Source organism: Erwinia endophytica, assembly GCF_009295515.1.
GTDB lineage: Bacteria > Pseudomonadota > Gammaproteobacteria > Enterobacterales > Enterobacteriaceae > Erwinia > Erwinia endophytica.
Genome location: NZ_RQVV01000054.1, coordinates 105,016 through 127,987 on the forward strand (window position 1 = coordinate 105,016; position 22,972 = coordinate 127,987).

Here is a 22,972-nt window from a genome sequence, read left to right on the forward strand (position 1 = left end):
TCCTGCCCTCGTTCATTCACTCATCATTTAAAGCCATGTTTCCTAAACTATTGCGTTCAGTGCTTTTTGGCCTTGTGGTAGCGGGTATTCTGCTGGCTACTGTGCCAACACTGCGAATCGGCGGGGACTTTCTTGCCTATAGAGATAGCAGCGACGATCAGATGCCTGTCAGCTATAATGGCGCGGTTCGCCGAGCCGCCCCCGCCGTGGTGAATGTTTATAACCGCAGCGCTAACTCACCCGCAGATAATCTGGAGATCCGTACGCTCGGATCGGGGGTGATCATGGATGCCCGTGGCTACATTCTGACGAACAAACACGTGATTAATGATGCTGACCAAATCATTGTCGCCTTACAGGATGGGCGTATTTTTGAAGCCATGCTGGTCGGATCTGACAGCCTGACCGACCTTGCCGTACTGAAAATCACGGCATCCAGCCTGCCGGTTATCCCGATAAACCCGAAACGTGTTGCCCACATCGGTGACCTGGTGATGGCGATCGGCAATCCTTACAATATTGGTCAAACCGTGACACAAGGGATTATCAGCGCCACCGGACGCGTAGGCCTGAGCCCTTCTCGTTACCAGAATTTCCTGCAGACCGATGCATCAATCAATAAAGGTAACTCGGGGGGAGCATTAATAAACTCTCTGGGAGAACTGATGGGCATTAACACACTGTCGTTTGACAAGAGTAACGACGGTGAGACGCCGGAAGGCATTGGTTTTGCGATCCCTACGGCGCTGGCAACAAAAATCATGGATAAACTGATCCGCGACGGTCGGGTGATCCGTGGCTTTATTGGCATTAGCGGCAGAGAGATCCCTCAAATGCACGGTCATAACTCCAGCCTCGATCACATCCAGGGCATCGTGGTGACTAACGTCGCACCAGGGGGACCCGCAGCAAAAGCGGGCCTGCAGGTTAATGATGTGATCACTAACGTGAATCAGAAACCCGCCGTTTCAGCACTGGAAACAATGGATCAAGTCGCCGAAATCCGTCCGGGCACAGTGATTGAGGTCGAAATCATTCGCAGCGAACACAAATTGACGCTGCCAGTTACCGTACAGGAATATCCAGAAAATTAGCGCTTCAGGCAGAATCACATCGTTGGCCAGGAGCCCCTGGCCTGAGGTGAGGATAAAGGGTTACTCCACAAACGCTTCGCCCAGAATGATATCTTGCTTCAGCGTGTCCAGCATACCTTCCAGCGCCTGCTGTTCATAGACGCTCAGTGGGCCAATTGGCTTGCGCTCGACAATACCGTTTTTACCCAGCAACAGCGGCTGTGAGAAGAAACGGGCATGAGTGCCATCCCCCTCCACATAAGCACACTCAACTACGTTGCTTTCACCATTCAGTGCTCGTACCAGGGCAAGGCCAAATTTAGCCGCGGCTTGTCCCATCGACAACGTAGCCGATCCGCCTCCCGCCTTCGCGTCTACCACTTCGGTACCTGCGTCCTGAATACGTTGGGTCAGGTCAGTAATTTCCTGATCGGTAAAGCTCACACCTGGGATCTGCGACAGTAGAGGCAGAATGGTTACGCCAGAGTGACCACCAATCACCGACACATCCAGCTCGGCCGGATTTTTGCCTTTCAGTTCGGCAACAAAGGTATTGGCACGGATGATATCCAACGTCGTTACACCAAACAGCCTGTTCTTGTCATAAACGCCGGCTTTCTTCAGCACTTCAGCGGCGATCACCACCATAGTATTAACCGGATTGGTGATTATCCCAGTCAGGGCTTTAGGGCATGTTCTGGCAACCTGTTCAACCAGATTACGCACAATCCCCGCATTCACCTTAAACAGGTCTGAGCGGTCCATGCCTGGCTTACGCGCCACACCTGCTGAAATCAGCACGACATCCGCATCCTGCAGCGCTGGAGTCGCATCTTCCCCACTGAAACCTTTAATTTTGACCGCCGTAGGAATGTGACTCAAATCAACGGCAACGCCGGGTGTGACAGGAGCGATATCATATAAAGTGAGTTCTGATCCTGCCGGAAGCTGGATTTTAAGCAGAAGAGCGAGAGCCTGGCCAATACCGCCAGCTGCACCGAGAACTGCGACTTTCATCCTAAACTCCTTATTATAGTAAACATAATTGCCGGGAATCCATTTGGTCATCAACATACAAAGAGCCATGCGCCTTTGCGAAAACTTTCATTCTACTTTGCGCACTGGCGCAGGCAACTCAATGAAAGTGTGGATATTGTCGATATTATGTCTGTAGGTAAAGCCCTGTTCATCGCCAGGTGGTACAAAAAGTGTATTATTACATTTTTATTATTTAGTTTAGCAGGGCAACATCAAAACAATAACAAATTGTTCACTTTTCAGTCAGCCAGTAAAGATGGTGGACACCTGCTTTTTGCTTAAAAATTTGTCAGACTACTGCACCATCCACTACGGATGGAAATCCTCTCACTTCTCATTTGCATAAAAATTCACTTAATTGCATAATTAATGTCATATTCTGCCCAGAAAATTAATTTCTTTACTGACTTTTAACGGACACCACATGCGTAATCCATCAAAACAAGAAGATCTGATCAGGGCCTTCAAAGCCTTGTTAAAAGAAGAAAAGTTCAGTTCTCAGGGAGAGATTGTCACCGCTCTGCAAGAACAGGGCTTCGAAAATATCAATCAGTCAAAAGTCTCGCGCATGCTAACCAAGTTTGGCGCAGTGCGCACCCGCAATGCCAAAATGGAAATGGTGTACTGCTTACCCGCCGAGCTGGGGGTGCCAACCACCACCAGCCCACTGAAGAACCTGGTGCTGGATATCGACCATAATGATGCGTTGATTGTTATCCACACCAGTCCCGGTGCGGCCCAACTGATTGCCAGAATGTTGGATTCGCTCGGTAAGCCAGAAGGGATCCTCGGAACCATTGCCGGGGATGATACTATTTTCATCACGCCAGCACGCCATGTGACTGTCAAACAGCTACTTGCCTCGGTGATGGTATTATTTGAACAAGAGCTATAGTCAAAGCCGCTCCATGATGATGCATGACATGTATAAGCGGCGCTCAGCATTAACCTGATACTCACTATCGCACATCATTATCTCTACTCAGGGCCGACGTCAGTCGGCTCTACTTTTTCACCCATTATCTGGCTTCACCATCAGCATGATAAACTGCCTTACAAGGAATAAGTCAGGTATTAACTCGACTAAATCCCCCCTCTTGTCGGGATCAGACCACAAATAAGCGCACAAATAGTTAAAGTCATGCATCTCCATGTTTTTACATGAATTCAACACTGGCAGCGCAAACTATAAGCGATTTTTATAACACAATGTTATTAAAAGCTGACTAATGGGTTAAGCGTATCAATAAAATATTATTAGCAGGCTATTAATATTTTCCGTTATTAGATCTATACTTCTTTTCGTGATGTGAATCACAGTAAACAACAAGATAAAAACAGATGACGAGGGAAATATGATGAACGTTAAAACTACTATTGCTACGTTGAGTGTTCTTTCTGCCCTGTCTTTTGGTGCATTTGCAGCTGATTCTATCAACGCAGAACAGGCGAAAAATCTGCAACCAATGGGCTCCATCAGCGTCAGCGGCGTGAGTGCCGCCCCAATGGATATCAACGCTCAGTTGAACCAGAAGGCTGATGCTCAAGGCGCCTCTGCCTACCGTGTTGTAGAGGCTTATAACAATGGCCACTACCACGCCACCGCAGAGCTGTACAAATAACAGAAGTTAGACAACATTTTTGCTGAGTTTAACCAAGAAATAACGGTAACCATTGGAATAATAATCGTTTTTTAACTCACCCGGTTACCGTACAACACTATCTGGAGCATTGATCATGAAAAACAAAATCGCAATTGCTGTGTTTGGCCTGGCTTCCATCTTCTCTTTCGGTGCCAGCGCTGCAAACCTGGTGACCAATCAGCAGGTTGAGAGCGAAAACCTGCAATCTATCGGTACCATCAGTGTGAGTGGTATCGATGGCACCCCAACGGATATCCGTCAGCAGCTTTCTCAGAAAGCCGATAAAGAGGGGGCTAAATCCTACCGGGTGATCGAGGCCTACAATAACGGTAACTATCACGCTACCGCGGAACTGTATAAATAAGCCCGACGACCTACGGACATCTCCCCACGTTCAGCCATGACATCGACGAGCTGATCGTGATGTTTAAACCCGCAGGTTGTTAAGTGCAATGAGGAGAAGATAATGAAAATCAAAACAACCATCGCTGCATTGAGTCTGCTGTCCGCTGTCTCTTTTGGCGCATCTGCCGCCCAACTGGTCAATGCGCAACAGTCAGAAAATCTGCAATCTGTGGGGACGGTAACATTAAGTGGTGTAGCGGGTGTGCCGATGGATATCCGCCAGCAACTGTCACAAAAAGCAGATGCACAGGGAGCCCGTGCTTATCGGGTAATCGAAGCACGTAATGACAATTCCTGGCATGTCACCGCTGAGCTTTATAAATAATTCCTCGTCATCCGGGCGGTGTCGAAAGCTGCCCTCGACGATCCCTTTGGCCCCGCTCGCGGGGCCTTTTTTTGCCACAACCTTTATTACCGAATGTTGAAGCGAAGCTGCCCTTCCAGTTCCTCTTCAGCTTCATCGAACAACAAAATCAGTGCGCCATATCGTCTTTTCTGCCCGTTACCCATATTGATAAATACAATTTCCAACGGTAACGGCAATATATCAGCATTAACCACATCCCATAAACTGTCCAAATCACTGATCCGTTGACAGTTCAGCGCGAAGCGCTCGCTGAACTGGCGATAGAAATGCGCCTGATCGACAATCTCATCAAAATCAAAAATCTCTGTTCTCATGCTGGCCGCTCCACAAGGCAAACAGTCAGGGCGGCTAAAACCGCCCGATGAGTTACAGTCCCCCAATACCGCAAAAAAAAGAGAGGTTCATTGTCTTCTCCTGGAGGGGGTTGCCATCCTTATGGGATAAGTATAGATGGCGACCTGTATGACGGTATAAACCAGACCATGTGATCGATGAATGAGAAAGCGCTGATATCCGCGGGAATCAGCCACCAGTTAGATTTGGATGAGGGCGTTCTGGTACTTCTTCAGCATCACAGACAGTCCTTGTACGGGTTCTGTCACACTCAATGGAGCCTCGTAATGCCTGAGTTTTTCCTGATAGATATCCAACTCCGCTAACAGACATTCAAAGTACTGCCGACGTTTTTCCTCACTTCCTGCCGCAATCACCCGATCCGCAGTGTGACGCAGTTGCTTATGCCAGGCGGAGAGATCGTCGTTAATCGGAATATCTGCATTACGCAGGCGTTGATGACTGATAATCAACAACAGGGCAATCCGAAACTTATCGCTATCTCCCGGGAACATATTCAACAGCATAAACAGCTGGTGATAAAGCGCCGGTAAATGGTTCTCCCGGCGTCTGGCCTTGTTGGTGGTCATCGCTGCCACCGCGGCATACATAAAACGATTGAGCAACGTCCGTCCAGTACGGGCTTTGGGGGTATCACGGATCAGCAGGATAACCAGTAGCGCCAGGAAACAACCGATGGCCTGGCCCAGTGCATTATCAAGAAAAGAACTCACCCCAAAACTCATTGGATTACCCAGCGTAATAATATTGACCGTACCCACCAGAGCGCCCAGCGTCCCTGTCTGTCGACGCTGGATTAAGACCCCGCAGATAAACGCCATTCCCCCCAGCGCAATACACAGCAATAGCATACTCTGCTGGGTAGCTGGCATGATCAGCATGTAGTAGAGCGAGCCCAATGGGATGGCGACGATCATGCCATACAGAAAGTCTTTCGCCATCATCAACGGGTTTGGTGTGCGCATCGCCAACGCCGTGATGACCGCGAGCATCACCATTGCGGCACTACCGGAAGACCAACCGCTCCATAACCAGAACAGTGAACCAATCGCCGTCGCCACAAAGGTACGGATCCCGTTGATCAGCGCATGGCGGGATTCCGCGGAACGCATTTTCACCACCGGCTCCCCAACCAGCACGCCTTCTTCTATCCGGCTGATACGGCTATTAGTCTGGATCCCTTTCAGCAGCAGCAGATAACGCGTGGCAGCCCCCACCCAATTACTGATAGTCGGCGGAGCGTCCTTGCCACCACAGGTTGCTATCAGCCGGCGTATGATTTTCATATGCTTGTGAATATCGCCAACATTTTCCACCGGCTGGCCGAATAACTGCTGGAACTGCGGCGGCACATAATCCTTGCGAGTATTCTGGATCAGGAAAGTTTCACAAGCCTGCGTGATCAGCATCAGAGACTGAGTATTGAGCGCCCACATACGCCGCTCAACGCGCTGCCAGCGACTGGATTCCAGCATCAAATGGCGCCGCATGCCTTCAAGTGCTTTCGTACGACGTAGCAGGGAAGTCCAGATTTTATCGAGTTCGCCTTTATCACCATGGGCGACACACAGCTGCATTAGTTTGTACTGTTCTACCAGCAAACTGTCGATTTCACGATCGATATCCTGTTTGATCGAGCGCGGTGAAAACAACATATCGGCCAGGATCGCACAAACAATGCCAATAATGATTTCACTACAACGTTCGACCGCAAACTGTGGCGCCAGCAAAAACGAGCCGTTGGCATTCAAACTCACCACAATAATCAGTGCGGTATAGCCTGCCAGTCCCCAGGCATAGGCGTTTTCAACCTTGATCAACGAAGACAACCAGACACAAAATCCAGCCCAGATGCAACATAAGAACAACATCAGTGCTGGCGCGCGGATAGTGGCAATCATAATCGCCAATGCGGCAATACAGCCCAGGAAAGTACCGATAATACGCAACATACCGCGATGGCGGAGCGCCCCAGAGAAGGGGTCGCCACCTGCCGCGAATGCCGAACCACCAGCCACAATACAGGCCGTCATCACCGCCCATCGGGGGGTTTCAAGATTGAAATGAAAACCGATCAGCAACGCCAGTAAAATGGCAAAAGTGAGCTTAATCGGAAATCGGAAACGATACCACTGCATACGCTTAGCCGAACTCACGCAGTCGATGCATCAGCTTCATCATTGGTGACATTTGCTCTGGTTGACGATCTTGCGCCCCTGTCACCACTACGGTAGCCGTGGTACCTGAAGGATAAAGATTGCCCGGTTGTTCATCCAGCCGGATACGTACCGGCACCCGCTGAGCCAGACGCACCCACTCCAGATTAGAGTCAATCGTGGCCATACCTTTGCTGTCAACGGTACTGCTGCTGTTAGTCACCCCTGCGGCAATACTGTCGACCGTACCACGCAACACACGGTTGCTGCCCAGCGGGGTGATTTCCACCCGATAGCCAGGACGCACCCCTTCCAGTTTGGTTTCTTCCATATAGGCAAGCACGTAGAACGTATTCTGCTGTACCAGCGCCACTGAGGTAGAGCCACGGGTAATAAATTCGCCGCGATAAACGTTGAGGTTAGTCACCCAACCATCGGCAGGCGCTTTCACTACGGTACGCTCCAGGTCAAGTTTGGCCGTATCGCGGCTGGCAATCGCCTTCGCCAACTGGTGCTCGGTAGTCTGGTAATCATTGTTAGCCTGATCGATAGCCTCACGAGACATAGCGGAAACGCCCAGCTGATTACGACGTATCGCTTCCCGGCGTTTCTCATCCACCTGAGCCTGGTAGTAAGCAACGTCTGCTTCCGCCTCATCCAGCGCTTCCTGATAACGAGGTTGATCGATAACAAACAGCACCTGATCTTTTTTAACCAATTGGTTGTCATGCACACGCACTTCGGAAATCAGCCCACTCACGTCAGGCGCGATAGCCACCACGTCAGCGGTAAATTTAGCGTCACGGGTCCAGGGTGATTCGGTATAGAATACCCAAGCGCGAAAAATGGCAATGACAGCAATGACAACCAGGATGATGGTTATGGCAAATCGAATAATTTTTCTTGTTAGCGCTTTCACTATGACCTCAGACAAACAATCGGGAAACCAGGTAGAACAGACAGCAATAAAGTGCTGTATTAAATAATGCCGGATGCCAGACCAGATCATAGATCCCTGTGGGCGTGACCAGCCTGCGTACCAGCCAAAACAGCAGCAATGACACTATAATTTCAAAGAATATGGGCGGAAAAGAGAGCCCAAATATCACAATAACCGGAAGCACACTCATCTCTTATCCTTGTCAATACTTTACCGGACACATTTTTCACCACACACAACTCACCTCCCGAGGGGCTGCTTTACCGATTGAGATGATGGAATAATCGATCCACTGTCAGATAATCATAACCAGCGCTCAATGAATAATAGCTTATTCAAGCGCCAACAATTTGGCGAGTTGAGTTACTGAATTGTAACCCGGTGGTGCTATAGTAACGCGGCTGACTATGTGTTTTCTACCTAATGTGATCTAAATCACTTTTAAGCCAGGGTTAATAATGGAAAGACTGAAAGGCATGTCCGTGTTTGCCCGAGTGGTTGAAATGGGCTCCTTCACCGCAGCAGCCAACCAAATGCAGATGAGCGTTTCCGCCGTCAGCCAGACAGTTGCCAAACTGGAAGATGAGCTACAGGTAAAATTATTAAACCGCAGCACGCGCAGTATCGGGCTGACCGAGGCTGGAAAAATCTACTTTCAAGGTTGCCGCCGGATGATGTCGGAAGCGCAGCAGGTCCATGAGCAACTTTACGCCTTTAATAATACCCCTGTAGGCACACTGCGCATCGGCAGTTCTTCGACAATGGCACAAAATGTGTTAGCAAACATCACCTCAGAAATGCTGAAAGAGTATCCGGGACTCACAGTGAATCTGGTTACCGGTATTCCTGCGCCAGACCTGATTGCCGACGGGCTGGACCTGGTTATCCGGGTTGGCGCATTACAGGATTCGAGCCTGTTTTCACGGCGGCTGGGATCAATGCCAATGGTTGTCTGTGCAGCGAAAAGCTACCTGGCGCAGCATGGCACACCGGAAAAACCGTCTGATATCAGTAATTTTTCCTGGCTGGGATACAGCGTTCGGCCAGATAACGACTTTGAACTGACCGCGCCGGAAGGAATTTCCACTCGTCTTTCGCCACAGGGAAGGTTCGCCACCAACGATTCTCAAACGCTGATCCGCTGGCTGGTTGCCGGGACCGGTATTGCGTATGTACCACTGATGTGGGTCATTGATGAGATCAATACTGGAAAAGTCGAGATCCTGTTTGCTCACTATCAGTCAGATCCCCGCCCGGTGTATGCGGTTTATACGCAGAAAGACAAGCTGCCGCTGAAGGTGCAGGTATGCATTAACTATCTGACGGAATATTTCGATAAAGTGGCGGATATTTATCAGGAGTACCGGAAAGAGTAACGGTTGGTAGCGATAAACACGCATTTTCCCTGGCTTTAATAACGAACGGGACGAATCGCTCGTCCCGAACAGGCATTCATCAGGCCGTGCCGCCGACCGTCAGTTTATCCAGCTTCAGCGTCGGCTGCCCCACGCCAACCGGCAGGCTCTGACCTTCTTTACCGCAGACGCCCACGCCTTTATCTAACGCCAGGTCATTACCGACCATGGAGATCTGCTGCATCGCTTCAATACCAGAACCGATCAGCGTCGCTCCTTTCACCGCCTTAGTGACTTTCCCCTTCTCAATCAGATAAGCCTCAGAAGTGGAGAAGACAAATTTACCAGAGGTGATATCCACCTGACCGCCGCCGAAATTGGGGGCATAAAGGCCATACTCAACGCTGGCGATAATATCTTGCGGGGTGGATTTACCCGCCAGCATGTAGGTATTGGTCATCCGTGGCATTGGCAGGTGTGCATAAGATTCACGGCGACCATTACCCGTCGGTTTGACGCCCATAAGACGGGCGTTGAGCTTATCCTGCATATAACCTTTCAGAATACCGTTCTCGATAAGCACGTTGTATTGTCCCGGCACGCCTTCATCATCAATAGCCAGAGAACCGCGACGCCCGTCGATGGTACCATCATCAACCACAGTACACAGCTCAGAAGCCACCAGTTGGCCTATCTGACCGCTGAACACGGAGGTTCCGCGACGGTTAAAATCACCTTCCAGACCATGCCCTACCGCTTCATGTAACAGAACGCCAGGCCAGCCAGCGCCCAGAACCACTGGGATCGATCCCGCTGGCGCCGCGATAGCATTCAGATTAACCAGCGCCATACGGACAGCTTCACGCGCCCAGGCTTCAGCACGGACTTCACCGGATTCATCTGCAAGGAAAAATTCGTAACCAAAACGCCCACCGCCGCCGCTGGAACTACGCTCACGCTTACCATTTTCCTCAACCTGCACACTGATAGAAAGTCGAACCAGCGGACGGATATCTGCAGCCAGCGTACCATCCGTCGCGGCCACCAACACCATTTCATACACCCCACTGAGGCTGGCGCTGACTTCCTGTACACGCTTATCCGCAGCACGAGCCGCACTATCGACACGATGCAACAGAGCAATTTTCTCTTCACGCGACAGACTCTGTAAGGGATCGATGGCCGGATACAACTGAGGATGCATCACCGCGCCAAGCGTGTGCGATTTTCCGTTACCCTGTTCGCGAACAATGCTGCGAGCCGCGATAGCACTTTGCTGTAATGCATTCAGGGTAATTTGATCAGCATAAGCGAAACCGGTTTTCTCACCGCTGACGGCCCGCACACCAACGCCCTGGTCAATATTCCAGGAACCGTCTTTAATGATGCGATCTTCCAACACCCAGGATTCATGGTAGCTGGACTGAAAATAGAGATCGGCATAATCCAGTTTACGTTCAGATAACTGGCCGAGAAGAGAAAAAAGATCGGCTTGATGAATGTTATTAGCAGTCAGTAACTGCTCACTTACCAGATTCAGACTCATGTATTCTCACTATGTAGGGGAGAGCCAGTCACAACTGGCGATGCATCGCTATAGCCTGCGGCAATTCCCAGGTCACGTCAAATTCACTTCACGCTCTTTTCGCGCGGCTTACGCAGCACTTCATCAATCTTCGGCTTATCGACCGGACCGGAAATATGATAACGCAGCACGGAAATTTTATGCCACAACGGCCCCAGTGCTTTACTGGCGGCAAATACTGCCGCCCCCACCACCGGATTGATAGCAAAGGCCGTCGCTACCCCAACGGTTGCCGAGATCTCCGGCGCGACCACCGCTTCCATATCAATCTGGCTCTTCACCAGATTGATTTTCCCCTGCATAGCAATATCAGCTTCCAGCCCGTCCACCAACAGATTATCGGTGTGGATCACGCCTTGATCAATCCAGGCGGTACCGTTGATCGAATCGTAGTAGAACCCCTGACTGAACGTATCACTAAAATCGAGGCGCATTTTTCTCAACAACGCATCGAAACTGACCAGGCGCAATAGTTGCCCGGTACGCCCTGAATTAACATCCACAACCTGTCCTGCTCCCAAATGAGTCTTCAGTACACCGCTCAATGTAGCGACCGAAGGTTGCCATGGGACAGACTGCCAGTGCAGATCATACTCGACATTGAAAGGTGAATCTCGCAGTGGAGAACTCATACCAAACCAGTTGGTAGAATCATTGATCTTCTTCCCGCTCAGAACGCCTTTCAGCGCGGTACGCTGTGAGCCTGGACGGTTAACCCACTCACCCGCCACTGTCAGGCGAGTATTGCCAGTATCGATCAAGCCATTTTGCAAGGTGAGCGTATCACCATCATGACTCAGATTAGCCTGCATTCGGCCAAACTTCTGACCGCGCAACCAGCATTCATCACAGGATAGATTCAACGACGGCCAGCGGCTGAAATTGATTGAGGTGGCATCGCCCGCAAGAGCCCCGACGCCTGCATCACCAGACCACTGTGGGTTGTAATACAGGTAATTAAGATGCGCCACCCATGGCGAATGCGAGTTCATCGACAACTGACCGTCGATCTCTTTACCCTTAGCCCGAATGTGCGTATCTCCAGAGACCGTCTGACTCAGCGTGGCCTCCAGGTCATGCCACTGTTGCCCTGCCAACATCAACGCCGGGATCCGTAAGATGATATCACCCGGCACATATGCCCGCTCCGTCGTGCTCTGGCTGGCTCCCATCAGATTCAACCAGGCTTCTCCGTCTAACGGCGGCAGGTCCAACACCATCCCATGAACATCGGGGAGTGGCGGAGTCTGACTGGCATTATTTTCCCAGATACCACGATCGACCCGCAGTTGTTTGTCCAACAGCCATTGACTGTTGAAACGGTGCTTATTGCCAACCGCGCCACTCAGGTTAAAACCGTTCAGATTTCCCGTGACATTAACCTTAACCGGCATCGGCTGCCCCGCTAACTTATCAAGCGGAGAGGGTAAGTGACTACTCACATTCTTCAGATCGCCATCTATGGTGACCTGATAATCAGCACCGCCATGGGACGGAAGATTAATCAATATGTTACTTTGCCAACTGGCGCTACCAGACAGTTTCTGCCGCAGCGAAACGGGCACCTCATCCATATGACCAGGCTGCCAGTCACCTTTAAGATCAACCCCAATCTGGTAATCCTTTTCGCCTTCCTTCGTGTTAAAACTGAGGTTAACAGGCTGCCCAAACCAGCTGCCAGTTAGCGGCCCACTTTGTAGAAAACCATTATTATAGGTAAAGCGTCCGCTGAGCTGTTTGATGGTGCTATTCAGCGGTTTGATCAATAACGAGTTATTATTAAGATTCACATCGCCCGTTGCTTTGACTTGTTGACCATCCAACGGAATATCAAGATGTAAGTGACCACTTACATCTCCGCCAATTTGTAGTTCATCAAGGGCTGCCCCCAGTGTTGGTTTCAGCGGCGTCTGGTTAAAATAGTTGCCCACGTCCCTACCAGCCCCACTGATAGCGCCATCAACGATCAATTTTTCTTTGAGGTAATCCGGGATAACCGCAGAAATGTTTTTGCCCAGCACATCCCCCAACTTCGCCTGCTCTGCCTGCATAAACAGTCCGTCATTAACGAAGTCCAGATTGATATCGAGGTCCTGCAAATCCGGCCACCCGGGTTGGAATCGATAGGTTGCCTGCTTCAACGGCACCCAGACTTCAAACATGCCGTCATGGTGTTTGAAGGGGAACAGATGCGGATTACCGGAAAAAATCAGCGAGGCATCCTGTACCTGTCCACCTTTAATCGCCCCACTGAGGTAATTCACCAACGGGGTCCCCATTAACGTCTCCGGAAAATAGCGCCATGCATCACCCGCATTGGTCACATTGATTCCCGCGAGAATATCCAACTGCGGCGGTATCCCCTTTGCCTGTGAATATGTGAAATCGCCTTTCGCCCATAATGAACGAGCTTTAACATCCACATTACGGCCTGTCAGCAGCAGTTTATCCGGGGCATACTGCCAGTTGAAAGACCCGCTGGCCTGCCGGATATCCAACGGTGCCCGGAACATCGCACCATAAGGCAGGCTGGCGTCACTGAGACTAAAGTTCAACTGCCCGTCGGCCACGCTGCCGCTGGCGGAGCCACTGAGATGTTCCATTCCGGGCAACCGTTCCCAGCGCTGCCAGCTCAGATTTTGCCATCTGGCCTGAAAACGGCTTTTCTCTGGCTGTTGCAGCGGAATATCGACTGCCAGTGCTTGCAACGTCCCACGCGGCCGCAGAACGCGCCAGTTTTCCAGTAGTGTGGGTGACAGTCTGGAGAATAGCGGCATCAGCGCATCAAGGCGCTCCAACTGCAGATTCGTCGCCCGGACACGAACTTCCTGCAGGTGATGTGGACCAGATGACCGGTCGTCTGCGGGCAACCACAACAGCGATAACATCCCTTTCGACCACGGCTGACCGTCGGTAACCAAATTGGTTTGCGGCACATCAATACGCCATCCCCTTTTAAAAGGGGCCACATGAGCCGTGACATTATCGACAGCAAGCTGATGGCTTTGCTTATCACCCCGCCATTGCGCGCCACCTTTTTTCAGTTGAATATCACCGTCGAAAATCTCACCATCTTTCAGGCTCATCCAGCCAGCCAGACTGAATCGCGCACTTTGCAACGTCGTGTTATCCCGCATCCACTGGTTTAACCACGGTTTCACATCCACGTCGTCAGCCTGCATCCATGCCCGACCAGTATCCAGGTAACCATTAGTATCACTAAGGTCAAACCGCACCTGGACTACACCATGCTGCCCGGTCAAACTGGAAAGGCTGACCAATCCTTCTGCCCGATGACGGTTTTTTTCATTCAGCCATGTCAATTGAGGAATATCCAACTTAGCATGCTGACCGGAAGGCGTAACAAAACTGATCTGGCTCTGGCGCAGATCAAAATGGTCAAACTGCCGTAAAAAGAGGTCGCTGAGCTCCCCGGGCTTGAAACGCATTTTTTTGCCGTCACCGGAGATCAAAGGAGTATTCGTGACCAGATTAAGATCGTAAAAAGTAAGATTGCGGAACTGCCAGCGTAAATGCAGTAAGGAGTGCCAGACATCCAATGCCAACGTTACCCGATCGACTTGCAGCTTGCCGTTGTCCTTCAGGCCGACATTGAGGGATTTGATCTCCAAAACCGGACCAAAATTTTCCCACTGACCATTAAGTTCGCTGGCCTGAACCGACACACCAATAGCGGAGGAAACCTGCTGCAGGATGGGGGCGCGCCAACTGTTCATATATGGCATCACCAAACGCAATCCACTGACCATCAGCGCGATAATGACCACGATTGCGGCGCCGGTTAATAGCAAAATCCTCGGCAATCGCCTCACTCACCTCTCCTTGCCTTCCACCACGCGAAAATCACATCATGACCACGTCAAATTGCTCCTGAGTATAGAGCGGTTCGATCTGAACTTTCACCTGCTTGCCAACGAATATTTCCACTTCCGCCAACGCATGGGACTCATCGCTCTTCAATGCTTCGCCAACGGCGGGAGACGCATAAACCAGAAAACGGTCGGAATCATAGGCATGATGCACTCTAACTATTTCACGCATGATTTCGTAACAGACAGTTTCCACCGTTTTCAGGGTACCCCGCCCTTTACAAACCGGGCAATCCTGACATAAAACATGCTCGATGCTTTCACGCGTGCGCTTACGCGTCATTTCTACCAGCCCTAGTGGCGAGAAACCATTGATACTGGTTTTCACCCGGTCCTTACTCAGCGCCTGCTCCAGCGAGTACAACACCCGCCGCCGATGATCTTCATTATTCATATCAATAAAATCGATGATGATAATCCCCCCCAGGTTGCGCAGACGCAGTTGACGAGCGATGGCCTGAGTCGCCTCAATATTGGTATTGAAGATTGTCTCATCAAGATTACGGTGGCCGACGAAAGCGCCAGTATTGATATCGACCGTGGTCATTGCCTCGGTCTGATCGATAATCAGATAACCGCCGGACTTCAGCTCTACCTTGCGATCCAGTGAACGCTGAATTTCATTTTCGACATCAAACAGATCAAAGAGCGGTTGCTCCCCCGTATACAGCTCCAGCTTAGCCGTCATCTCCGGAATATATTCTTGAGTGAAATCAACCAGTTGATCGTAAGTCAAACGAGAATCAATCCGAATGCGATCCAATGCAGCGCCAGCAAAGTCACGCAGAATACGCTGCGATAACGCCACCTCACCGTACAAACGGCAACGGGTCTGATTACGCTTTTTACGTTCAATGACTTTGGTCCACAGACGTTTCAGGAAAGCCGCATCGGATGCCAGTTCAACCTCACCCACGCCTTCCGCCGCAGTGCGAATGATAAATCCGCCCAGTTCATCACAGTACGAGGCCACCACAGCCTTCAGGCGCTCACGCTCGGCTTCGCTTTCAATCCGCTGGGAAACACCAACATGAGAAGCGCCAGGCATAAATACCAGGTAACGTGATGGCAGGGTAATATCCGTGGTCAGTCGGGCCCCCTTGGTACCCAACGGATCTTTGACTACCTGAACCATCAGGTCCTGTCCCTGGCGGACCAGTTCAGAAATGTCACGGACAGAGAAATTCTTTCGCTCATCACCGGCCACACACTCGGTATGCGGCATAATGTCTGAGGCATGCAGGAAAGCCGCCTTCTCCAGCCCAATATCAACAAAGGCTGCCTGCATCCCCGGAAGCACACGACTGACTCTACCTTTATAGATATTGCCGACAATTCCCCGACGTGCTTCACGCTCGATATGGATCTCTTGTAAAACACCCCCATCGATCCAGGCTACGCGTGTTTCCGATGGTGTGATATTTATCAGCAACTCAGCACTCATGTTCTTCCCTCGCCTCACGCAATGACTGAAAATGGCTAAACAGCTCAGCCGTTTCAACCAGAGGCAACCCGACTACCGCATGATAGCTTCCGTTAATTTTCCTGACAAAGTTCCCCCCCAATCCCTGAATACCATAGGCTCCTGCTTTATCCATCGGCTCCCCGCTGGCGATATAGCTGGCGATATCGTCAGCAGACAGGGCCCGAAAAGTGACCTCAGTGACCACCAGACACTCCAGGTGTTGCTGACGGTCAGCCAACGCCACTGCTGTCATTACCTGATGCGTCTTGCCTGACAGCTTAGTCAACATAGCTGCGGCGGCCTGCCCATCGGCAGGTTTTTCCAGCACCTCATCGTTCAACACTACAATGGTGTCCGCGCCTAAAACCGGCAAATCCTGTTCCGCCACCGCCACACCAGCCAGGGCTTTCTCTCGCGCAAGGCGACGTACATATGCTTCTGCCTGTTCATCGGGAGATTTTTCTTCTTCGACTTGCGTCAACAAACGTTCAAAACACAGACCGAGCTGCGTTAGCAGCTCACGACGACGAGGAGAACCAGAAGCCAGATAAAGGGATATCATAATCTTCCTTATTGTACGGCAAACTGGCGGCGTATTTTTCTCATCAACAAGAACAGCCAGGGCCACAGAATACCGTTTATTACGCTACTCCAGAAAATTTCTGGTCGGAACGAAACGTTAATCACTAAAAATTCAGCCCAGAAGACAATGACATCCATCGCCAACGATAACACCATAACCATCAACGCCTGCTGCCAGAGCGCAAGGTTACGGAACAGCTGGAATTTGAACGCCACCAGGTACGCCACGATGCTGAAAGCCAGTGCACGCACGCCCAGCGTCGAACCTGAGATCAGATCCATTATAGAACCCATCACAAAGCCAGTACCAACATTCACGCGATGGGGTAAAGCCAGTACCCAGTAAATCAGGATCAAAAGCACCCACGACGGCCTGAACATGTAAATCTGTTCAGGCCAGGGCATAATTTGCAGAACCAGTGCTACCAGAAACGACAGCCAGATAACCCATCGGCCATAGCTGCGATAACCACTCAAGGTTGACCTCCCCGGGAGGCGGAGATCGCCTGACGGGGCGCAGGAGGAGGCGTCTCTACAGCGGATCCATGCAGTCCGCCTGAAGGCGGTTGCTGGCTAGCCGGAGCCGGAGGGCCTATCAGCTCACCAGTGGCTGGCAATACCTGGGGCATCATCTGCATCAGACGCTCATTGGCGACGCGGTGTACCTCGTTCGGCGACATCGGCATGGTGCCATTACGATCAGCCCCCCACAGCAATAACAAGTAACGTAGACGCTGCAGGCCGGCGGTCGGACGTGCCTGTATAACCGTATAAGCCCGTTGTGTATCACGCTTAACGCTTGATACCACCGCCACCGGATAACCTTCAGGAAAACGCCCCCCCAGTCCGGAGGTGACCAACACATCACCCACACGAATATCGGTATTGCCTGGCAGATGTTCCAGTTGCAGATCTTCCGTGCAACCGTTGCCAGCGGCAATAACCCGAATGTCATTACGCAGCACCTGGATTGGCAGAGCATGGGAGGAGTCACAAATTAACATCACGCGACTGGTCACTTTACCTACTGCAACCACCTGTCCCACCACGCCTTTATCACTGATCACTGGCTGGCCTTCATAAACGCCGTTAGCACTGCCCTTGTCGATGACGACCTGATCAGTGTAGGGATCGCTTCCTGTTGAAATGACCTGAGTCACCATCTTATGCTCGTCCTGACGTAACGGAGAACCCAGTAATTCACGCAGACGCGCATTTTCCTGTTTCAACTGCCCCAGCATCAGCAATTCACTGTTTTTCAGCATCAGCTCTCGCTGTAAGGCCTTATTTTCCAACTCAAGTTGCTGGCGGGAAGCCAGTGTTTCAGAAACACTGTCCAAAATCTGCCGTGGCCCATTAGCCAGGAAATAGAAAGGGCTGACCGCCGTATCCATATAGGTGCGAATCTGACTGAAAGCGCCCAGACGACTGTCGGCGATAATCACGCCTATCGCCACCACAACCGCTAAAAACAAGCGTAACTGCAGGGAAGGACCCCTACTGAAGATCGGCTTCATAAACTCGGCGTATTCCTCGACATCTTGAAAAAGGAGTGTGGCGCGTCTCACACTCCCTAAGGCAAATTATTCCTCGCTGAACAAATCGCCGCCGTGCATGTCGATCATTTCCAACGCTTTACCGCCACCACGCGCAACGCAGGTCAATGGATCTTCAGCCACCACCACCGGAATGCCCGTTTCTTCCATCAGCAGACGGTCAAGGTTACGCAACAGCGCCCCGCCACCGGTCAGCACCATTCCGCGCTCGGAGATGTCAGAAGCCAGCTCTGGCGGGCATTGTTCCAACGCCACCATAACCGCACTCACGATACCGGTCAACGGCTCCTGCAGAGCCTCAAGAATTTCGTTGGAATTCAGCGTAAAACCACGCGGTACACCTTCCGCCAGGTTACGACCGCGAACTTCGATTTCACGCACTTCATCGCCAGGATAAGCGGAACCAATTTCATGCTTGATACGTTCAGCGGTAGCTTCACCAATCAGCGAGCCGTAATTACGACGCACATAATTAATAATCGCTTCATCGAAACGATCACCGCCAATACGCACGGAAGATGAGTAAACCACGCCATTCAGGGAGATAACCGCGACTTCGGTGGTACCACCACCAATATCGACAACCATGGAACCTGTAGCTTCGGAAACCGGCAGACCAGCACCGATCGCGGCGGCCATCGGTTCTTCAATCAGAAACACTTCACGAGCACCTGCCCCCTGAGCCGATTCGCGAATTGCACGACGCTCAACCTGAGTGGCACCAACCGGAACACAAACCAGCACACGCGGACTTGGACGCATAAAGCTGTTACTGTGAACCTGTTTGATAAAGTGCTGCAGCATCTTTTCGGTAACAAAGAAATCGGCGATAACGCCGTCTTTCATTGGACGAATTGCTGCAATATTACCCGGGGTACGCCCCAGCATCTGTTTTGCGTCATGACCGACGGCCGCTACACTTTTAGGGGAACCGGCACGATCCTGACGGATAGCAACGACAGAGGGCTCATTCAAAACTATGCCCTGTCCTTTCACGTAAATCAGGGTATTGGCGGTACCCAAGTCGATGGACAAGTCGTTAGAAAACATGCCTCGGAATTTTTTAAACATACTAAAGGATAATCCTGCTAGCTGGGGGCGGAAAATAAAATCCGCTTACTTTACCAACCACACGAAGCAGCGACAAGGCGCAAAAACGTTCTACTTCGGTGAAAAATCACGCTATCTCTCGTCTGAGTCACAACCCTAAAAGCCAGCAGCGAACAGAATGCCTGTATTCAGGCCCCGAGCCCCTATTTTAATAAGAGCGACACCAGGAAATAACGTCCATAAAATCTAACATTTTCCGGTCTCTCTGGATAACCCAGCCACCGTTGCCGGCACCACAGCCGCGCGGCTATTCTACGTGAATTCCCGCGCAACGGCAGACTAAACTCGCTATCTTTGCGAATATTTTTTCATGTCGCCATTGAGCGGTTGCGACAAAGCGAAAAAATCGCCCTGACCACCCTGAATACCGAGTCCGGCAAGGGTTTGCCATTCGTTAAACGTTTTGACTTCCGCAGCAAAAACCCGTGTTGGCGTACGTTTGCAACTTTCAAGCAAGCTCTGCACAAACAGTTGGTTCTCAGTACGCCGGTCAATATTACGGACCAACCCCGGATGCAACTTGATCAGTTCCACGTCACACTGTGTGATGTAGCCAGTGCTGACTACGGTTAACCCCGCCTGATTTATCGCAATCCGACAGCCAAAACCTTTTAACAAACGAAACGCTGACGTCAAACGATTGATGTGTTGACATACATCCGCTTCCGCAAGTTCAAATAAAATTCGTTTTCTTTGCGATTTAGTGCATTGCAACAGCATATCGCGCAACCAGGACAGAAATGATCGCTGCAACAAGGTCTCGACCATCAGCGGGATAGCCAGCGTCTCCTCTGACCAGGTGGACAATAGCGCCAAAATCTGAGTCACCAGTTGGCGATCATAACCCTCCGACATCCCCAGTTGCTGCACCAAAGGCAAATATTCTGCTGACAGCAGCTCTTTGTCGCCATCAAAAATCCTTGGCATCATCTCGCGATGGTGCACGAGACCTTCACGGGTAACCGCGGGTTTCTGATACAGTCTGAGTCTCCCCTGACGCAACGTATTTTCCAATAACGTGCGCCATTTGACGCTACCACGACTGAGCTCCTGCTGGGGGATCTCAGTAACCGACCAGTTATTGCCCCCCAGCAGTGCTGCATGGCGCGTAGCCAATTCGACATTTTCCATAACCTGTTGGGTACTCTGACCACTTTGCCAGGCGCTAATGCCGATATGGATCATATTTTCACGATCCAACATACGCATTGGCGGCAACGCATCAACGGCGTTGATCAGTTGAGAGGCAATACTGTCGGCATCTTTCAGGCTACGGTGAGGAAGCAGGACGGCAAAATCACTGTGGAAATAGCGAGCCAGCAGTGCGCCGGGATAGCGCATCACAAAGGTGGAAAGCAAGTTAACCAGGTCAAACAAATAATCATGCGTCTGACTGTAGCTCCAGTCATCCGACAGAATGTCAAAATCCGGCAGACGGATCATCATCACCATACCGTGCACACCGGCTGATTCAGCGCCTTCCAGCATGGTGGCTAACTGGTTATCGAAAAACATGCGATTATTCAACCCGGTCTTTGCGTCCCTGGCAGCAAACGCACGAATCAACGTGTCAATACGACTACGCTGTTCCCCCGCTTCATGCAGATCGGCCAACAGCATATCGATAGCGTTGCTGGCCCGGGGCGGCCATTCATGTACGCTACCTTGCCGCACTGCGTCTCTTTCGCCTTTAAGCACCATTCCGGCTCGTGATTCCAAACGCTCCATTCCCTGCAACTGGCGGTAAAGCCAGCGGTGAGTAAAGAGCAGGATCAGCAGCAAACAGCTGACTATCGAGACAATAATGGTGAAGATTGAGGTACCAACAAAGGAACTTATCCAGGTTTTGGTGGTATCAACCCAGGTGATGCTCAGTATCATGTTGGGGTGTGTTTCCAGCGTGATATCCGTGTGGCGATACTTGTTAGGTTCATCCTCCATTACCGCATCCTGATGGTGGGACAGGTCCAAACGCAACTGATCGTTTTCAATGAATTTAGTGCGGACAATTTGCAGCGGTCCCATCACCTGTGGCAACCAGGACGCCATCTGTTCCGGGGTTTCGGTCTCCATCGCTGCATCAATTTCCTCCGCCATAATCTGTAACCGATGCTCCGCCCGCAGGTCACTAAGGTAAAAAAAACTTATTACACATCCCACCAGCATCATTAACATCGCCAGTGCACTCAGCAGCGTGATCATTGCAGAAAATTTGGTTGTTAATCGCATCCCTGTGCTCTTTGCCTGCCGTTGAAAAAAAGTCATTAACCTTCTATACCCGAAGGTCAGGACCGATGATACCTGCGAAGAAAAATAACACATCCCAACACGCTATTAATTGCCTGATATCAGAATAGGGAAGAATATCGGGAGTATAGTGGCATCAGGGTTGAATTATACGCTTATGTCCTATTTTCAGGAGATTCTCATGCAAGCACTCGTTCTTGAACAGTCAGAAGGGAAAATCGTTGCCACAGTGAAGCCCCTCACCGATGACCAACTTCCCGCTGGCGAAGTGGTGGTGGATATCGACTGGTCAAGTCTCAACTATAAGGATGCGCTGGCCATTACTGGCAAGAGCAAAATTATCCGCAACTTCCCGATGGTTCCAGGTATTGATTTCGCCGGAAAAGTCTATTACAGCGAAGATCCTCGTTTCCATTCCGGTCAGGAAGTGCTGCTAACCGGCTGGGGAGTCGGTGAAAATCACTGGGGCGGACTGGCCGAACGGGCCAGAGTAAAAGCCGACTGGCTGGTCCCCATGCCCGTTGGACTGGATGGGCGTAAAGCGATGATCATCGGAACCGCCGGGCTCACCGCCATGCTTTGTGTCATGGCGCTGGAGGAGGGTGGAATAACGCCAGACTGCGGCGAAATAGTGGTCACCGGCGCCAGCGGCGGTGTGGGAAGCACCGCAGTGGCACTGCTTAGCACCCTGGGTTACCAGGTCGTGGCCGTGAGCGGACGGGAATCCACACATGGTTATCTGCGTCAGTTGGGCGCAACAGAAATCTTGCCGCGCAGCGCATTTAATAGCGATGTTCGTCCACTGGAAAAACAGCGCTGGGCAGGTGCGATTGATACCGTAGGCGCTGGCGTACTGGCAAGCGTACTGGCGCAGATGAACTATTCAGGCGTTGTGGCCGCCTGTGGCCTTGCTGGCGGTTTGACTCTTCCCACCACGGTGATGCCTTTTATCCTGCGCAACGTTCGTCTGCAAGGCGTGGACTCTGTCAGTACCCCTACCCCATGCAGAATTGAGGCCTGGAAAAGGCTCATTAAGGTTTTGCCAGAAACGTTCTATCAGCAAGTCCCCCATGAAGTACCGCTGTCAGAAGTAGCAGAAAGCGCCATGAAACTGCTGAATAATGATATAACCGGTCGCACGCTGGTTAAAATTCGTTAATCCCCTCCCCCCAACACCTGGTTGGGGGAAAACGCCCAAAAATTGTC

The 22,972-nt window shown here is 51.1% G+C and carries 20 protein-coding genes; 7 read left to right on the forward strand and 13 right to left on the reverse strand.

From position 1 onward, the window contains the following. Window positions 1-35: 35 nt before the first annotated feature. Window positions 36-1,094 carry an outer membrane-stress sensor serine endopeptidase DegS gene (gene degS / locus EH228_RS16995; protein ID WP_152322803.1) on the forward strand — a complete coding sequence of 353 codons (1,059 nt, stop codon included), beginning with the start codon at window positions 36-38 and terminating at the stop codon, window positions 1,092-1,094. 60 nt (window positions 1,095-1,154) lie between these two features. On the opposite strand, the gene mdh is transcribed toward degS, so the two are convergent. After that, on the reverse strand, window positions 1,155-2,090 hold the full coding sequence (gene mdh / locus EH228_RS17000; RefSeq protein WP_152322804.1) for a malate dehydrogenase: 936 nt from the start codon (window positions 2,088-2,090) through the stop codon (window positions 1,155-1,157). 445 nt (window positions 2,091-2,535) lie between these two features. Here mdh and argR point away from each other — a divergent pair, with 445 nt between their 5' ends. The 4 genes from argR to yhcN (EH228_RS17020) all read left to right on the forward strand — a co-directional run bounded on the left by argR (window position 2,536) and on the right by yhcN (EH228_RS17020) (window position 4,484). Then, a complete protein-coding gene (argR, locus tag EH228_RS17005; protein ID WP_152322805.1) occupies window positions 2,536-3,006 on the forward strand; it encodes a transcriptional regulator ArgR in 471 nt (156 codons plus the stop codon). Between the two features lie 463 nt (window positions 3,007-3,469). Then, window positions 3,470-3,733: a peroxide/acid stress response protein YhcN gene (gene yhcN, locus EH228_RS17010; RefSeq protein ID WP_152322806.1), complete on the forward strand. Its 264-nt coding sequence runs from the start codon at window positions 3,470-3,472 to the stop codon at window positions 3,731-3,733. A gap of 115 nt (window positions 3,734-3,848) precedes the next feature. Further along, complete coding sequence (gene yhcN / locus EH228_RS17015) at window positions 3,849-4,118, forward strand: peroxide/acid stress response protein YhcN (RefSeq protein ID WP_152322807.1); 270 nt, start codon at window positions 3,849-3,851, stop codon at window positions 4,116-4,118. A gap of 102 nt (window positions 4,119-4,220) precedes the next feature. Next, on the forward strand, window positions 4,221-4,484 hold the full coding sequence (yhcN, locus tag EH228_RS17020) for a peroxide/acid stress response protein YhcN (RefSeq protein WP_152322808.1): 264 nt from the start codon (window positions 4,221-4,223) through the stop codon (window positions 4,482-4,484). Window positions 4,485-4,570: 86 nt separating this feature from the next. Here the strand turns inward: yhcN (EH228_RS17020) and EH228_RS17025 are convergent, their stop codons facing one another. The 4 genes from EH228_RS17025 to aaeX all read right to left on the reverse strand — a co-directional run bounded on the left by EH228_RS17025 (window position 4,571) and on the right by aaeX (window position 8,166). Further along, a complete protein-coding gene (locus tag EH228_RS17025; protein WP_152322809.1) occupies window positions 4,571-4,840 on the reverse strand; it encodes a barstar family protein in 270 nt (89 codons plus the stop codon). A gap of 219 nt (window positions 4,841-5,059) precedes the next feature. Continuing rightward, a complete protein-coding gene (gene aaeB / locus EH228_RS17030; protein ID WP_152322833.1) occupies window positions 5,060-7,018 on the reverse strand; it encodes a p-hydroxybenzoic acid efflux pump subunit AaeB in 1,959 nt (652 codons plus the stop codon). Window positions 7,019-7,022: 4 nt separating this feature from the next. Continuing rightward, window positions 7,023-7,955, reverse strand: a complete 933-nt coding sequence (aaeA, locus tag EH228_RS17035; protein WP_152322834.1) for a p-hydroxybenzoic acid efflux pump subunit AaeA — start codon at window positions 7,953-7,955, stop codon at window positions 7,023-7,025. Window positions 7,956-7,962: 7 nt separating this feature from the next. Continuing rightward, entirely contained in the window at window positions 7,963-8,166 is a 204-nt protein-coding gene (aaeX, locus tag EH228_RS17040) for a p-hydroxybenzoic acid efflux pump operon protein AaeX (protein ID WP_152322810.1), read from the reverse strand. 268 nt (window positions 8,167-8,434) lie between these two features. Here aaeX and aaeR point away from each other — a divergent pair, with 268 nt between their 5' ends. Continuing rightward, entirely contained in the window at window positions 8,435-9,352 is a 918-nt protein-coding gene (aaeR, locus tag EH228_RS17045; protein ID WP_152322811.1) for an HTH-type transcriptional activator AaeR, read from the forward strand. Between the two features lie 79 nt (window positions 9,353-9,431). Here the strand turns inward: aaeR and tldD are convergent, their stop codons facing one another. From tldD to csrD, 8 genes are all read right to left on the reverse strand, one after another. Beyond that, complete coding sequence (gene tldD / locus EH228_RS17050; protein WP_152322812.1) at window positions 9,432-10,877, reverse strand: metalloprotease TldD; 1,446 nt, start codon at window positions 10,875-10,877, stop codon at window positions 9,432-9,434. A gap of 83 nt (window positions 10,878-10,960) precedes the next feature. Further along, complete coding sequence (yhdP, locus tag EH228_RS17055; RefSeq protein ID WP_152322813.1) at window positions 10,961-14,749, reverse strand: AsmA2 domain-containing protein YhdP; 3,789 nt, start codon at window positions 14,747-14,749, stop codon at window positions 10,961-10,963. A 31-nt stretch (window positions 14,750-14,780) separates the two neighbouring features. Then, window positions 14,781-16,250: a ribonuclease G gene (gene rng, locus EH228_RS17060; protein WP_152322814.1), complete on the reverse strand. Its 1,470-nt coding sequence runs from the start codon at window positions 16,248-16,250 to the stop codon at window positions 14,781-14,783. Beyond that, window positions 16,240-16,833, reverse strand: coding sequence for a Maf family protein (locus EH228_RS17065; protein WP_152322815.1), 594 nt, complete (start codon window positions 16,831-16,833; stop codon window positions 16,240-16,242). Before EH228_RS17065 ends, rng begins: the two co-directional genes overlap by 11 nt. Before the next feature lie 8 nt (window positions 16,834-16,841). After that, window positions 16,842-17,330 (reverse strand): rod shape-determining protein MreD, encoded by a 489-nt coding sequence (gene mreD / locus EH228_RS17070; RefSeq protein ID WP_152322816.1) that lies wholly within the window; start codon window positions 17,328-17,330, stop codon window positions 16,842-16,844. Continuing rightward, on the reverse strand, window positions 17,327-18,370 hold the full coding sequence (gene mreC / locus EH228_RS17075; RefSeq protein WP_152322817.1) for a rod shape-determining protein MreC: 1,044 nt from the start codon (window positions 18,368-18,370) through the stop codon (window positions 17,327-17,329). The genes mreD and mreC overlap by 4 nt, the downstream gene beginning before the upstream one ends. A gap of 66 nt (window positions 18,371-18,436) precedes the next feature. Continuing rightward, on the reverse strand, window positions 18,437-19,480 hold the full coding sequence (gene mreB / locus EH228_RS17080; protein ID WP_003855260.1) for a rod shape-determining protein MreB: 1,044 nt from the start codon (window positions 19,478-19,480) through the stop codon (window positions 18,437-18,439). 327 nt (window positions 19,481-19,807) lie between these two features. Continuing rightward, the gene (gene csrD, locus EH228_RS17085) at window positions 19,808-21,748 is read right to left on the reverse strand and encodes an RNase E specificity factor CsrD (RefSeq protein WP_152322818.1); all 1,941 of its coding nucleotides are present in this window, start codon (window positions 21,746-21,748) and stop codon (window positions 19,808-19,810) included. A gap of 199 nt (window positions 21,749-21,947) precedes the next feature. On the opposite strand from csrD, the gene acuI reads away from it, so the two are divergent. Next, window positions 21,948-22,925 carry an acrylyl-CoA reductase (NADPH) gene (acuI, locus tag EH228_RS17090; protein ID WP_152322819.1) on the forward strand — a complete coding sequence of 326 codons (978 nt, stop codon included), beginning with the start codon at window positions 21,948-21,950 and terminating at the stop codon, window positions 22,923-22,925. Window positions 22,926-22,972 lie beyond the last annotated feature (47 nt).